13 protein-coding genes are annotated in these 15,134 nt (G+C 48.8%); 9 read left to right on the top strand and 4 right to left on the bottom strand.

Going from position 1 to position 15,134, the window contains the following annotated elements; translation table 11 throughout:
* Positions 1–5 precede the first annotated feature (5 nt).
* The 8 genes from BUB81_RS09255 (at position 6) to BUB81_RS22120 (ending at position 9,702) form a co-directional block, all read left to right on the top strand.
* The gene (locus BUB81_RS09255; RefSeq protein ID WP_073321824.1) at positions 6–998 is read left to right on the top strand and encodes a response regulator; all 993 of its coding nucleotides are present in this window, start codon (positions 6–8) and stop codon (positions 996–998) included.
* A 365-nt stretch (positions 999–1,363) separates the two neighbouring features.
* Positions 1,364–1,822, top strand: a complete 459-nt coding sequence (rimP, locus tag BUB81_RS09250; RefSeq protein WP_073321820.1) for a ribosome maturation factor RimP — start codon at positions 1,364–1,366, stop codon at positions 1,820–1,822.
* Between the two features lie 51 nt (positions 1,823–1,873).
* Positions 1,874–3,367, top strand: a complete 1,494-nt coding sequence (gene nusA / locus BUB81_RS09245; protein WP_073321817.1) for a transcription termination factor NusA — start codon at positions 1,874–1,876, stop codon at positions 3,365–3,367.
* Between the two features lie 24 nt (positions 3,368–3,391).
* Positions 3,392–6,001, top strand: a complete 2,610-nt coding sequence (gene infB / locus BUB81_RS09240) for a translation initiation factor IF-2 (protein WP_073321815.1) — start codon at positions 3,392–3,394, stop codon at positions 5,999–6,001.
* A 108-nt stretch (positions 6,002–6,109) separates the two neighbouring features.
* Positions 6,110–6,520, top strand: coding sequence for a 30S ribosome-binding factor RbfA (rbfA, locus tag BUB81_RS09235; protein ID WP_073321812.1), 411 nt, complete (start codon positions 6,110–6,112; stop codon positions 6,518–6,520).
* Between the two features lie 5 nt (positions 6,521–6,525).
* The gene (truB, locus tag BUB81_RS09230) at positions 6,526–7,506 is read left to right on the top strand and encodes a tRNA pseudouridine(55) synthase TruB (protein WP_073321809.1); all 981 of its coding nucleotides are present in this window, start codon (positions 6,526–6,528) and stop codon (positions 7,504–7,506) included.
* A 109-nt stretch (positions 7,507–7,615) separates the two neighbouring features.
* Positions 7,616–7,885 carry a 30S ribosomal protein S15 gene (rpsO, locus tag BUB81_RS09225; protein WP_073321806.1) on the top strand — a complete coding sequence of 90 codons (270 nt, stop codon included), beginning with the start codon at positions 7,616–7,618 and terminating at the stop codon, positions 7,883–7,885.
* Positions 7,886–8,100: 215 nt separating this feature from the next.
* Positions 8,101–9,702, top strand: a complete 1,602-nt coding sequence (locus BUB81_RS22120; protein WP_175555790.1) for a methyl-accepting chemotaxis protein — start codon at positions 8,101–8,103, stop codon at positions 9,700–9,702.
* Between the two features lie 10 nt (positions 9,703–9,712).
* Here the strand turns inward: BUB81_RS22120 and BUB81_RS09215 are convergent, their stop codons facing one another.
* The 4 genes from BUB81_RS09215 to BUB81_RS09200 form a co-directional block, all read right to left on the bottom strand.
* On the bottom strand, positions 9,713–10,702 hold the full coding sequence (locus BUB81_RS09215; protein WP_084526391.1) for a patatin-like phospholipase family protein: 990 nt from the start codon (positions 10,700–10,702) through the stop codon (positions 9,713–9,715).
* Positions 10,703–10,894: 192 nt separating this feature from the next.
* Positions 10,895–11,677 carry a hypothetical protein gene (locus BUB81_RS09210; protein ID WP_073321797.1) on the bottom strand — a complete coding sequence of 261 codons (783 nt, stop codon included), beginning with the start codon at positions 11,675–11,677 and terminating at the stop codon, positions 10,895–10,897.
* Positions 11,678–11,812: 135 nt separating this feature from the next.
* Positions 11,813–12,568, bottom strand: a complete 756-nt coding sequence (locus tag BUB81_RS09205; protein ID WP_073321794.1) for a thioredoxin family protein — start codon at positions 12,566–12,568, stop codon at positions 11,813–11,815.
* Positions 12,565–14,121: a bifunctional GNAT family N-acetyltransferase/carbon-nitrogen hydrolase family protein gene (locus BUB81_RS09200; protein ID WP_073321791.1), complete on the bottom strand. Its 1,557-nt coding sequence runs from the start codon at positions 14,119–14,121 to the stop codon at positions 12,565–12,567. Before BUB81_RS09200 ends, BUB81_RS09205 begins: the two co-directional genes overlap by 4 nt.
* A 180-nt stretch (positions 14,122–14,301) precedes the next feature.
* Here BUB81_RS09200 and BUB81_RS09195 point away from each other — a divergent pair, with 180 nt between their 5' ends.
* Positions 14,302–14,970, top strand: coding sequence for a 2OG-Fe(II) oxygenase (locus BUB81_RS09195; RefSeq protein ID WP_245819149.1), 669 nt, complete (start codon positions 14,302–14,304; stop codon positions 14,968–14,970).
* Positions 14,971–15,134: the final 164 nt, after the last annotated feature.

Below are 15,134 nucleotides of genomic sequence, written 5' to 3'. Positions count from 1 at the left end.
TCACTATGCAAAAAACGGCTGCTAAGCCTACACTGCTTTTGGTAGATGATGAGCCCGCTAATTTACGGGTCTTAAAACATGTGCTGGGTGACAAGTACAGCCTGGTCTATGCAAAAAATGGCACAGAGGCATTGCGAGTAGCGCAAAGTCAGCTTCCCGACTTGATCCTTCTCGATATCATGATGCCCGGAATGACGGGTTTCGAGGTCTGTAAAGCGTTGAAGCAGGAGCTTATCACCCGGCCAATTCCCGTTATTTTTGTTACTGCATTGAGTGACGAACAAGATGAAGCCGAAGGCTTCGCAGTGGGCGGCGTAGACTATATTACCAAACCTATTTCACCGGCTGTGGTATTGGCGCGGGTTAATACGCATTTATCGCTGGTGCAGGCAGATGAACTTAAGCGTACCCGCTTACAGGTCGTCCAGCGATTAGGGCGGGCTTCCGAGTACAAAGATAACGAAACCGGTATGCACGTATTGCGAATGAGTCACTACTCGAAAGTGCTGGCATTGGCTTATGGTTTTTCTGAACAGCAGGCAGAAACCTTATTACACGCAGCCCCTATGCATGACATTGGCAAGATAGGGATTCCCGACCACATTATGCTCAAGCCAGGTAAACTGACCGACGAAGAGTTTGAGGTGATGAAAACACACCCACAAATCGGTGCGGAAATCCTCGGTGAAGCGGATTCCGATTTATTGCGGATCGCAAAATCTGTTGCTTTGACGCATCACGAAAAGTGGAATGGTAAGGGCTACCCGAATGGGTTAAAGGGCGAGGAGATCCCCATTGAGGGGAGAATTGTAGCCATTGCTGATGTATTTGATGCGCTAACCAGCAAGCGTCCCTATAAGGAAGCCTGGAGCGTAGAGAAAACCATGGACCTGATGAAACGCGAGGCAGGTGAGCACTTCGAACCCAAACTGGTCGAGTTGCTGGAAGCCAATCTGGGGGCCATCCTTGAAATTAAAGAGCGCTGGAAGGAAGATTAATTTTTTGTGACACTGCAGCAGTGGCTTATTCAATATGGTGCATGTATATAACAGACACAGTGCAATATATATTCAGCTTAAGCCAGTATGCCGGTTGCTATGTTGCCTCACAGGCAGTATAATGCGTCGCAGAAATAAGCGTTTCGCCTCGGATTTTACCGGGATGTGGAAGCTTCCAGTTACACAGCACAGTAATTTGCGCTGGTAACTTTGCCTGATGCAGGCAAAATGGGACCGAATTATTCAAGCAAGAAGCCCCGATTATCGGGGCTTTTTGTTACTGCGGTTCCAAGCACAACGCGATATCTGTAAAAGGTATCAGGACATTGGGCGTAACGCCCTTTTTTCGTTTTTGGAGGTTAGGATTGTCAAAGCTAGAACAGCGACTAACGGAGATGTTAACTCCGGCTGTAGAAGCACTGGGATTTGAGTTACTGGGCGTTGAATTTGTACGCGCGGGCAAACACTCGATCCTGAGGGTATACATTGATCACGAAAATGGCATAAACGTTGACGACTGCGCGGATGTGAGTTTTCAGGTCAGTGCAATACTCGACGTTGAGGATCCAATTAACACTGAGTACAACTTAGAAGTCTCATCACCGGGCATGGACAGACCGCTGTTTACTGAGCAGCACTATGCAAAAGTGGTGGGCGAAATCGTCGCTGTCAAAATGGCCTTGCCTTTGGATAACCGACGCAATTTTAAAGGGAAATTACTGGCGTGTGAAAATGGCACGCTAACAATCGAGATCGACGGAGAACAATTTGCGTTACCCGTTGCCGGGATTGAAAAAGGTAATTTGGTTCCAACATTCGAATAATAACGAAATGAGACCTGCTTCCCAGTCGGGAATGCAACCAGTGAGGCAAAGATGAATAAAGAAATTTTGTTAGTGGCTGAAGCCGTTTCTAATGAAAAACAAGTGCCTAGAGAGAAGATTTTCGAGGCCTTAGAATATGCCATTGCAAGCGCCACGAAAAAGAAAAATGAAGGCGAAATCGAAGTGCGTGTCAGCATTCATCGCGACACCGGTGACTTCGACACGTTCCGCCGCTGGCAGGTCATTCCTGACGACCAGCCGCAGGAAAACCCTTTCGCTGAAATGACACTGTCTGCTGCTCAAATCGATGAGCCTGATATTCAGGTTGGCGATTTTGTAGAAGAACAGATTGAATCCATTGCGTTTGACCGTATTACCACGCAAACCGCCAAGCAAGTGATCGTACAAAAAGTACGTGAAGCTGAGCGCGCGCAAATGATTGCGGAATACGAAGACAAAGTGGGTGAGCTGGTAACGGGTACCGTTAAGAAAGTAAACCGCGACAATATCATTGTTGATCTGGGTAACAACGCAGAAGGCGTGATTTACCGCGACGACATGTTACCGCGCGAAACATTCCGTCCAGGCGACCGGGTGCGCGGCTTACTTTATGTAATTCGTCCGGAAGCCCGCGGTGCGCAATTGTTTGTGAGCCGTACGCATCCAGAGATGCTGGTCGAACTGTTCCGTCTGGAAGTACCGGAAATCGCAGAAGAGACACTGGAAATTAAATCAGCAGCCCGTGACCCGGGTTCTCGCGCCAAGATTGCCGTTAAAACAAACGACAAACGCCTTGACCCGGTAGGGGCTTGCGTAGGTATGCGAGGTTCTCGCGTACAGGCTGTATCCGGTGAATTGGGCGGTGAGCGTGTTGATATCGTACTGTGGGATGAAAACCCTGCACAATTCGTGATTAACGCGATGGCGCCTGCTGAAGTGGCATCAATCGTTGTAGACGAAGACAGCCACACTATGGACGTTGCGGTTGAAGCCGACAACCTGGCGCAAGCTATTGGCCGGAGTGGCCAGAACGTACGGTTGGCCAGCCAGCTGACCGGTTGGGAACTTAACGTAATGACCGTTGAGGATCTCAATAAGAAGCACGAAGAAGAAAACGCCAAGGTACTTGGCACATTTGTGGAAGGTTTGGACATCGACGAAGAATTCGCGTCAGTGCTGGTAGACGAAGGTTTCACCACACTGGAAGAAGTTGCTTACGTGCCGGTTAGCGAGCTGTTAGCAATCGAAGGACTGGACGAAGACACTGTAGAAGAGCTGCGTAACCGCGCTCGTGCCGCACTGACCACAAAAGCACTTGCCAACGAAGAATCACTGGAAGGATCTGAGCCAACTGAAGAGTTGCTCAACCTGGAAGGTATGGAAAGACACGTTGCATTTGTGCTGGCAAGTAAAGGTATTACAGACCTGGAAGCTCTGGCAGAGCAAGGTACTGATGATATCTGTGAATTAGAAGGACTGGACGAAGAGAAAGCGGGTGAGTTGATCATGGCCGCACGAAACAAAGTCTGGTTCAACGAAGAGTAAGGTCGACAAGGGGAAAAACGCGTAATGGCAGATGTATCCATTGAAAAACTCGCCAGTGATATCGGGACAAGCGTTGACCGGTTAGTCAGTCAGTTTAGCGATGCTGGCATTAAAAAAGCAGCCGGCGATAGCGTAACTGAAGATGAAAAGCGCAAACTGTTAGATCATCTCAGTAAGCAACATGGTGGTGCCGGTTCTGGTGAGCCGACTCGCATGACACTAAAACGCAAGACTACCAGCACGTTAAGCGTGGGTAAGTCTAAAGAGGTGAAAGTAGAAGTACGTAAAAAGCGTACCTACGTGAAACGTACCGACGTTGAAGAGCAACGTTTGGCGGAAGAAGAAGCGAAACGCAAGGAAGAGGAAGCGCGTCTGAAGCGTGAAGCAGAAGAGCGTGCAGCTGAAGAAGCGCGCAAAGCCGCTGAAGAAAAAGCGCGTAAAGCAGAAGAAGCTCGCAAAGCCGCCGAAGAAGAAAAAGCGCGCCGTGCTGAAAAAGCGAAGCAAGAAGCTGCTGCGCGTGCTGAAGCTGATTCTGAACTGACGGAAGAAGAAAAGCAGGAGCAGGAAGCTGCTCGTCAGGAAGAAGAACGTCTGCGTAAGCAACAGGAAGAAGAAGCACAGCGCAAGCTTGAAGAAGACGCTAAGAAAGCGGCTGAAGAAGCGCGCAAACTGGCTGAAGAGAACGAGCGTCGCTGGAAAGAAGAAGAAGAGCGTCGTAAGAAAGAAGAAGCGGAAGAGGTGCACATGCACTCTAACCGTTACGCTCAGGAAGCCGAAGACGAAGAAGATATGCAGGTAGAGCGTTCTTCACGTCGTCGTAAGAAGCCGAAGAAGAATGCAAGTGAAAGCCTGAAGCAAGGCTTTAATAAGCCTGCTGCACCGGTTGAGCGCGTCGTTAAGCTGGGCGAAACCATCACGGTAGGTGAGCTGGCAAGTCGCCTTGCAATCAAGGTGCAGGAAGTCATTAAAGCCATGATGAAAATGGGTGAAATGGCAACCATTAACCAGGTATTGGACCAAGACACAGCCGTTCTGGTTGTTGAAGAAATGGGCCACAAATACGAACTGGTTAACGATAACGCCCTTGAAGATGAATTGCTGGCAGGCTCAGGTGCAGGTGAGAAATCTACCCGTGCACCGGTTGTTACCATCATGGGTCACGTTGACCACGGTAAAACCTCACTGCTTGATTATATTCGTCGTGCCAAAGTGGCAGCAGGCGAAGCGGGTGGCATTACCCAGCACATTGGTGCTTACAGTGTAGAAACAGATTTAGGTAAAATTACCTTCCTGGATACACCTGGACACGCCGCGTTTACCGCAATGCGTGCACGTGGTGCAACAGCGACTGATATCGTAGTTCTGGTTGTTGCCGCTGACGATGGTGTTATGCCGCAAACTAAAGAAGCGGTACAACACAGCCGCGCAGCAGGTGTACCGCTGATTATCGCTGTGAACAAGATGGATAAAGAAACCGCTGATCCGGATCGCGTTAAAACTGAGTTGTCTCAGTTAGAAGTTATCTCGGAAGAGTGGGGTGGTGAGCACCAGTTCGTTAACGTATCGGCGAAAACCGGTATGGGTGTTGACGAGCTGCTGGAAGCCATTTCTTTACAAGCTGAAGTACTTGACCTGAAGGCAACCCCAACAGGTCCGGGGCGCGGTATTGTTATCGAATCACGTCTGGATAAAGGCCGTGGTCCAATCGCTTCTGTCCTGGTTCAGGAAGGTGAAGTGAAAGCGGGTGATATCTTACTGTGTGGCGAAGAGTACGGCCGTGTTCGTGCGATGCGCGACGAAAACGGTAATGACGTCAAGCTGGCTGGCCCATCTACTCCGGTAGAGATTTTAGGTCTGTCAGGTGTACCTGTAGCCGGTGAAGATGCGCTGGTTGTACAAGACGAACGTAAAGCACGTGAAGTTGCTGGTAAGCGTCATCAGAAGAAGCGTGAGCTGAAACTGGCTCGTCAGCAGAAAGCGAAACTGGAAAACATGTTTGCGAACATGGAAGCCGGTGACGTAAGTGAACTGAACGTGGTATTGAAAGCGGACGTACAAGGTTCTGTTGAAGCCATTTCTGAATCACTAATTAAGCTTTCTACCAGCGAAGTGAAAGTGAACATCGTAGGTAGTGGTGTAGGTGGAATCACTGAAACAGATGCAAGCTTAGCGGCTGCATCAAGCGCTATCGTTGTGGGCTTTAACGTCCGTGCCGATGCAACTGCGCGTAAAGTGATTGAAGCTGAAGAAATTGATCTGCGTTACTACAGCGTTATCTATGACCTGATTGACGAAGTGAAAGCGGCCATGAGTGGTATGCTTGCACCAGAGTTCAAACAGGAAATCATTGGTCTTGCTGAAGTACGTGACGTGTTTAAGTCACCTAAACTGGGTGCCATTGCAGGTTGTATGGTTACCGAAGGTATTGTTAAACGCAGTAACCCAATTCGTGTACTACGTGAAAACGTGGTTATTTACGAAGGTGAACTTGAATCACTGCGCCGCTTCAAAGACGACGTACAAGAAGTACGTAACGGTATGGAATGTGGTATCGGCGTTAAGAACTACAATGATGTTAAAGTCGGCGACCAGATTGAGGTCTTCGAGATCATCGAGGTTCAACGTCAGATTTAACCAACTGGTTAAACGAAAAGTTAACGGCGGGGGCTATGATGCCCCCGCTTTTGTCTGTGAATTTTGGGCGATGCGACGCGTGGCCTGATAGTAATTAGGAGAGTAACCATGGCTCGGGAATTTTCTCGAACTGACAGGGTTGCCCAGCAAATCCACAAAGAAGTGGCAAGTTTGCTGCAAAACGAATACAAGCACCGTATTGGCAACATGCCGTTTATCACGGTTTCCGGTGTTGAAGTGTCTCGGGACTTGGCGCACGCCAAAGTTTTTATTACGTTTTACGAGAACGATGAGGAAGTGGTGAAAAGCCACATGAAGCTGCTTATCGAGAATATTGCGTTCTTGCGTGGCTTACTGGCTAAGCGTATTCGCATGCGTTCAGTTCCTCATCTGCACTTCTTTGAAGATAAGTCGATCACCGAAGGGATGCGTATCTCAAATCTGGTCAGTGAAACCATTGCGCGCGATAAAGCGCGTCAAACTAACACTGACGAAGACCAGGACGATCAGCAGGACTAAGCAATATGGCCAGAAAACGCAAAGGCCGTGCAGTTAACGGCATTGTGTTGCTCGACAAACCGTTAGGCGGCTCATCCAATCAGTTGTTGCAAAAGGTCCGTTGGTTGTTTCAGGCGCAGAAAGCGGGGCATACCGGGGCACTTGATCCACTGGCAACCGGCATGCTGCCAATCTGTTTGGGAGAGGCGACCAAGTTTTCTCAGTTTTTGCTGGATGCCGACAAAGAGTACGAAGTCACCGCTAAACTGGGTATTCGTACTACGACGTCTGATGCCGACGGTGACGTTGTGGAAGAGCGTCCGGTAACGGTAAGCGAAGACGAGGTTTATCAGGCTTGTGAGTCCTTTATTGGCCAAAGCAAGCAGATCCCCTCTATGTTCTCGGCATTGAAATACCAGGGTAAGCCGCTTTATACCTACGCCAGACAAGGTATTGAAGTACCGCGGGAAGCCCGGGATATCACGATTTTTGCACTGACGATTAATCGTATTGCGTTGCCTGAAGTGGACATGACCGTACATTGCAGTAAAGGGACTTACATTCGTTCACTGGTTGATGACATTGGTCAACAGCTGGGCTGCGGCGCCTATGTAACCCGCTTGCACAGAACCAAAGTGGCCGATTACCCTACTGACAGAATGGTACCCATTGAAGCAATAGAAGCCATGGTGTCAGAAGATGTCGCCACGCGGGAATTCGACCAAATTGACGGGCTGCTTTTACCCATGGATACCGCGGTAAAATCGCTTCCGGCGATTCATATTGATGAAACGCAGACGCATCGCCTGCAACATGGTCAAAGTGTCAGCGGTGAAACAGAGTCGGCACTCGAAGCCGGACAGTTTTATCGTATCTACGGTATTATCGACGCACAAACGGCTTTTCTTGGGGTGGGTGAAGCAATATTGAACCCCAAAGATCAGAAAGCCGGTGAAGGCAAACTCTATGTCTCACCACGTCGAACGGTAGTCTATGCACCGCAGTAAGCGGTTTATTTAGTGCAAACACTTGCGCCATACGCTGCGCCGAGTATAATACGCGCTCATTTCGCCAGACTGAATTAGTGATTGGTCTGGCATTTACTAGGAGAAATGTATGTCACTAACTAAAGAAGAAACAGCAAGCATTGTTGCTGAATACGGTGTTAAAGAAGGTGATACTGGTTCACCTGAAGTACAAGTAGCTTTGTTGACGCACAACATCAACAAACTGCAAGGTCACTTCTCTTCTAACAAGAAAGATCACCACTCACGCCGCGGTCTGCTGCGCATGGTTAGTCAGCGTCGTAAGCTGCTTGACTACCTGAAAGGCAAGAACGCTCAGCGTTACCTGGACCTGATCAAGCGTCTTGGCCTGCGTCGTTAATTCGCAGCTAAGTCGAAAAAAAGCGCCTTTTACGGCGCTTTTTTTGTGCCCGAAATAAAATAGTTCCGTCCCCGGTCTTCTATCTGTACGCACAGAATTGTTGCTTTTTTTACGCTTTTCCCGGCATTGTCCTGAAAAGACGTAGCGTTCTGTGAAATTCGATAAACACAATGGCGGGAGTTAACCGCGCTGGCGCGCGGCAAACATGGGCAGGTATGCGAGTTTCTATAAGTGTGAAAGTAATGCTGGGGTATCTGGTTATTCTCAGCGGGTTATTTATCTCCGGTATCTTTATTCATCAGGCGTTGTCTTCGATTTCGCAGCAAAAAAGCGTGTTTACAGACAATGCGCTGCCAGCTATGCGTACTATTCAGTCGTTGCAACAAGATCTGGCTACAATGCACACGCTCGGCTTTGCGCTGTATGGCTATACCATAGAACTGCCAGATTACGAGCAACAGCAGTCCGAATTACAGGCGACGGTAGCTGAGCGTTTGCGACAACTGTCTTCGCAATACCATTTTGATACCACCTCTTTGATTGAGCTGGCTGAGCAATTTTTAGCTGCGCAAACTGCACTGAAAGCTGAGTTGTCTGAATCTAACATTGACTGGGATAAAGCCAGGCTTTTGTTAACCGATGTCGATGCGATAAAGCGCGGCTTGTTCACGGAGTTAAATTCGATGTTAAGTAACGCAAGCTTGCAGGCCAGCAATGCTTCTACAGATGTCGATGAATCGATTTTTACCCTGTCTGTCGTAAGCTTGATTGCCGGTGCGCTGGTATTCAGCGTTTCCGTTCTTGCTGTCATTTATGCACACACGACATTGGTAAGACCGCTCAAGTCTCTCTCCCGCGCGCTGCACTCTGTTGTTAGTCAGAAAAACCTAAACACGGTATTACCTCAGCCAGCTAATGATGAGATAGGTGAAGTGATAGTGCACGTGGAAGAGATGATGACGGTGCTCAAGGCAGACAATGTGCAGTTAAACGAGGTGGTGCGTGATATTGTCGAATCAACCGCACAATTGCAAACCTCGGCAGGGGCAACCGATCAACAGGCAAGCAGGTTTAAGCGGCTGGCAGAATCAATGGCTGAACATATCAATAGTCTTGTTGCCCGGGCCTTACAGGCGAGTGAAGATGCCGACAGTGTGTCTGCAGCAGCGCTACAGAGCGCGGAATTGGTAAAGCAAGGTGAGCAGGATGTTGCCCTTACTGCAGAACACATTGTTAAGCTAAAAGCCGATATTCAGGCGTCTTCAGCGTTACTTGCCTCACTACACAACGCAGGGGAACAAGTGGGATCCGTGCTAAGGGTTATCAGTGAGATTGCTGAACAAACCAATTTACTGGCGCTGAATGCGGCTATCGAGGCGGCTAGGGCTGGCCAACATGGCAGAGGGTTTGCTGTTGTCGCTGACGAGGTGCGAACACTGGCTTCACGCACCCAGTCTTCGACACTGCAAATAAACCAAATTCTGGAGAAGATCGTCGGTGCCATTCAGCAAACGGTTGATAGCATGGACAACAATCAGTTTTTTGCCGAGCAGGCCTTTGTACAAGCAAATCAAACGGTTGATTCACTGGCGAAATGCCAGCAAAGCGTACTGGCACTGAGTACTGACAATCAACAACTGGCTGTTGCAACTCAACAAGCGGGTCAGGCAACGGGGACGATGCAAACAGAAGTTTCGTCCATCCTGGCGGCGGCCAATGCGTTGTTGACGCTGAGTGATGAAACTCGCCAGCAGGCAAAGACCTTTGTGCAAATGAACGACATTCTCGCTAAGCGTGCCAGCGCGTTTAAGGTGTAATACTGTAGTCTTAGAATGTAGCCGTCAGATCGCAGGTTTCGCGTTTACCCAATGCGTCGGCATGGGCATCTAACCAGTGATCTGCCGTTTGTTCCCCGGCTTCTCTTAAGCAATCTAGAAAACCCTTGCGGTTGTTGTATTTAGTCGCGGCGTCGAGTTCGCCTAGTACCTCGGTATTGGTTATTAAATGCAATCGCAACGCGTTGATTTGCTTTTCCAGTTTGCCTAACAACCACTTTTTACCTTTTAGCATGGTGCGAATACGCGCAAGGGTATTCATCTCGCGCATAAAGTTGCTGTGAAAGCCAATTTCGGTAACGCGATCACTGATATCCTGAGCGCTGGTAGGCAATTCGTCCCGAATCAAGGGCTGAAGCAGTACAATCAGAATGTCCTTTGCTTTACATTGGTGAATTAACGGATAGATGGCAGGATTGCCGGCAAAACCGCCATCCCAATAGTGTTTGCCCGACACTTCTACCGCTTTATGGATACTTGGTAAGCACGCTGAAGCAAGCAGGTGAGAACTGGTTAATTCATCGGCGTTAAACAAGGCCAGTTTGCCGGTACTGACTTCAGTGGCGGAAATGTACAAGGAAAACGGACTATCGCGCTGCAATTTTTTAAAATCGACATTGGCTTCTACTATGTCACGCAGGGGATTCACGTCCAGTAGATTAATGTTGTAGGGGGAGAGCATCTGAAAAGCATTTAGCCACCATTGGGTTACCGACTGCGTAATTTCCTCCGGCAGTGCAAAGTCTATGTTCTGGCTGGCAACGGCGTACCAGAAGTCAGCTAATTGCTGCTTAGCGCCTTGTTGTTTACCTTTTCGCCATCCTTCGGCAAGCATAACGGCATTCATGGCCCCGGCACTTGCACCACTTAGCCCTTCAAATGTCAGCCATTTTTCTTCCAGCAGCCGGTTTAAGACGCCCCAGGTGAATGCGCCGTGCGCCCCACCGCCTTGCAAAGCCAATGATATTGTTACCTTTCGCATAACCATTCCTTTTATGACTAACAGTAACGTCGCTGGCTCACAGTGACCAACGGTTGTACAGCTATGCTGCGATGCAGCATTTGAATGGTATCTTACGACAAATTGGCGTGAAAAGATTGCCTGTGATGAAAAAATATACAAAAAAGCCTGCGGATCTGCAGGCTTTGGGGTTCGGTTTAGTCTTCGCGAAGCTTACTGAGGCGGTGTACCACCTGCAGCAGGACTGCTTCCACCCGATACCACTTTGGTGGCCAGGTTTCGCAATTCGTTTTCCAATGTCGAAATACGGCTGGATAGCGCGTTGTTACGCTGTTCAAGCAGTGCCAACTTGTCGCTGAGGTTTTTCACGTTTTGTTTTTGTGACGTACTGCCCGCAGCAACCTGTTCCATTTGTACATTAATGGCCAACATTTCATCCGATACGGTTTCAAGGCTGGTAGCCAGTGCAGCGAGTTGTGTTTTTTGGCTGTCCAGGTTACGAGAAACCTGACCTACCGACTCCTGTAGCTGCTTCTTATCTGCATTTGTACGATCCGACAGGTCAGCAATTTCTTTTTGGTTACGACGCCAAGCGGAAGCCCAGAGTTTATCCATCTGCTCCCACAGTTCGCTGCTTTTGTTTGACAGTTCAGTGACTTTGACTTGAAGAGCAACGGTAGATTCTCCGATTTCCTCGCCCGTTGCGGACAGTTTGTTTTCCAGTTGCTGGATACGCTGTTCAGCACCCGAAAGCAACGCTTGTTGTTGTGTTGTCAGGTGGTATAAGTAGCCGGCTGCACCACAACTTGCCAATCCGAATAGCAAAGCAAAAACGGCAAGTCCTTTACCGCCACCTGAAGATGAAGGCGTGGGTTCGCTGGGAGTCCCGGGACTTACCGAACGGTGAACCGGGTTGCTTTTAGCTTGAAAATTACGGCGATCTTCTTCATCTAATCGAATGGTAGGAAAGTCATCATTCCGCGAGTTATTGGCCATATTCCCTCTAATGACAAATTTAGCGCATGGTGCAGTTAATAATACTGCTACTGATGTTATCGTTATTTAACCAGCAATACCAACATTCCACGGCATTTTTAGGTGCAATCGCCGTTGAATCGTCCAACTGGCCGCTTACTTCCACGAAATTTCAGGGTAAGTGGGGAATGCACCAGGCGGTTCAGGTTGTTGGTGTAAGTCAATCAGGTCATTTTGCAGTTTAACTCTGAATGCTTTCACTTCACGCCATTTCGTATTCAGCGTCGGTGTAGCCTGGCCTTCGTCTTCCTGCTTTAACAACACACCCAAGTGTTGGTAGTGCGCGTAGAGTACGTTTGCCTGCTGCGTTTCAAATTCAATCAATGACGGCGGAATTTCACTGTGTGTTTCGCCAACTGCTGAGCCGGATACAATTGAATCTAAGTATTCGGCTAACGCCGCTGCTGATTCATTGTGTGCTGATTGCCAGGTAACCAGTGATGCTCGGTTTAATACCGCTTTACTTACTGGGTCAATTGCCAATACAGTCGGTGTGGCAAAGTATGCAGGGTAGTTGAATTGCCCTAATAAGGCCGACTTGTTTTCCAGATAGCCGACGTTTACCGGCAATACCTGATAATGACTAGCGGCTTGTTTCACCTCTGGTGAGTCGAAATAACCGGCCAGTGCTCGTGAGTCGTGACACCAGTTTGCCCCTAGAATTAACAACAAGGGCTTGCCTTTCATTTGGGCTTGGTTCAAGGCTTCTTCAAGTCGTTGGGTTTGTGAGTCAGGCGACGAGGATGGGTAAAAACTGCTGTTGCCAGCCGAAAAGGCTGGCGAACTCAGAAAGCAGGCCAGTACTGTACACAGCAGAGCGAATACAGAGCAACGCTTTGATTTGTGGATCATTCGTCTTCACCACCAATCCATTCAACCCGATACAGGTCGCGACGACGATCCAGATAGTTACGCACAGATCCTTCGTTTTGCAGGCGCGTAAGTTTGTCGAGGTCCAAATCAACGATCAGCGTCATTTCGGTATTGGGTGTGGTTTCTGACACGATGGCATCGTGCGGGAAGGCAAAGTCTGACGGTGAGAACACAGCGGTCTGGCCGTACTGAATATCGACGTTGTCTACTTTGGGCAGGTTGCCCACGCTACCTGCAATGGCAACGTAACATTCGTTCTCGATTGCGCGAGCCTGCGCACAGCGACGCACGCGCAGGTAGCCGTTTTTGGTATCGGTCCAGAAGGGAACAAACAGAATTTGCATTTCCTGTTCAGACAGCAATCGCGCTAACTCCGGGAATTCGACGTCGTAACAAATCAGAATGCCGATCTTGCCGAAATCCGTGTCGAAACAACGCAGGTGATTCCCGCCTTTCATGATCCAGTCTTTCTTCTCATGCGGGGTAGGGTGGAGTTTGTACTGGCTCTCAATGGTGCCGTCACGTTTGCACAGATAACTGACGTTGTACAATTCGCTTTCTTCCGTTACCGGCATGGAACCTGCGATGATGTTTATATTGTAAGACACCGCCAGTCGCGACGTTGCAGTCAGGATTTCCTCGGTATATTCGGCCAGGTGCCAGATAGCATCGATAGACGAGTCTGACGGGCTTAGCCCCATCAACGGCGCATTAAAGAATTCCGGGAACAACGCTATATCACAGCCGTAATCAGACAGGGCATCAACAAAGTACTCTACTTGTTGGATCAGCTCTTCCACGTTTTCGAAATAGCGCATTTGCCATTGTACACAACCAATTCGCGCACTCGACTTTTTACCGCCGATCAGGTTTGGGTTACCGGGTTCATAGTAAATGTTGTGCCATTGCAATAATGTGGCATAGCCTTTCGACGCCTTGTCTTCCGGCAAATACGCTTGCATAACCTGTTTAACTTCAAAGCCGTTGGACAGCTGAAAAGTAAGAATAGGGTCGAAAATGTCCTTGGATTTGACTTGCTCGATGTACTCGTAGGGCGACATTTCACCAGCGTGCTTAGCGTAGTTGGGTATACGGCCGCCCGCCATAATGGATTTCAGGTTCAGGTTGCGGCACAGCTCCTTGCGCGCTTCATAAAGCCGACGCCCCAGACGCAGCCCTCGGTATTCAGGCGATACAATAACCTCAACACCATACAGCACATCGCCGTTTGGATCGTGGGTAGTCAGGTAGGCGTCACCGGTAATTTCATCGTAGGAATGTTTGTCACCGAACTGGTCGTAATCCACGATAACGGATATGGCAAAAGCCACTACTGTGCCTTTGTCTTCTATACAAATCTGGCCTTCAGGAAACGTATTTACCTGTGCTTTGAAGTTTTTATACGGCCATGCACCGCCCACATGACGATAAACGTCGTCCATCAGCGCCTTAACGTCCTGGTAATCCTCCAGCGTCAGGTTGCGTAGTTCAAAATGATGTTCGGTATCTTCAATACTGTTTTCTGCACTCATCGTGTCGACGATCCTTATTACCGCTAATCTGGCTATCAACATAGCATGAAGGTGTCGTGAGCTCTACCGTTAAGCGCCCTGACACCGATAGAAAAAATTCTCGCTTTGAGCTTAAAAAAAGCTTGAGTTGCGGAGATTTTGAACATATAAAGCGCGCACAAATTAATTGGATGTTTACACGTGGAAATTCAGGCTGATTTACATCATTTAACTACCGCTGCGATCGACCAGACCGCTGTGTTTTCAGGCATAGCGGAAGACTTAAGTACCAAAGGCTTTAGTATTCAGCACGGGGTGTTATCTCCGGCTTTGTTAGACGCGCTGGTCGCGCAAGCCCAGCAGTTACATCATTATGATCCGGCTGGTATTGGCCGCGAACAGCAGTTTCAGCAAAATCAGTTTGTGCGTACCGATGAGATCAGTTGGATAGATGGTAAATTGCCGGCCACAGCAGAATGGCTAGCCTGGAGTAATAGTCTGAAAACGTATCTCAATCGGCGGCTGTTTCTGGGCTTGTTTTCCTTTGAAAGTCACTTTGCGCACTACCCGCCAGGCAGCTTTTATAAAAAGCATTACGATGCCTTTCGCGGTGAAGCCAACCGTGTGTTATCTGTTGTCCTGTACCTGAATTCTCAGTGGGGGCCAGACGATGGCGGCGAGTTGGTGATTTACCCGGAAGAACATGCAGACGACACCGTGGTTGTAACGCCTTTAATGGGGACAATTGCGATATTTTTGAGCGAAGAGTTTCCCCATGAAGTGTTGCCCGCAACACGAGACCGTTTTTCAATTGCGGGCTGGTTCAGGGTGAACAACAGCACGGCGCAACGCGTAGACCCACCCAAGTAACGGCCTGTCTGCCTTTATACCGTGAGGCGGTTAAAAGCGCAGCTATGCTAATTTCTGCCAATCAGAGTATGGCAGTTTTATGAAAATCGGGATAACATCTAAATTAAATGGGTAAACGAAACGTTTACCCGGCGTATTTTCAGCTGAGTATTGGATTTAGCTGG

The organism is Marisediminitalea aggregata (assembly GCF_900129565.1).
In the GTDB taxonomy this organism is placed as follows: domain Bacteria; phylum Pseudomonadota; class Gammaproteobacteria; order Enterobacterales; family Alteromonadaceae; genus Alteromonas; species Alteromonas aggregata.
The sequence above is the reverse complement of the archived record's forward strand: the minus strand, read 5'-3'. Positions and strand labels throughout refer to the sequence as shown.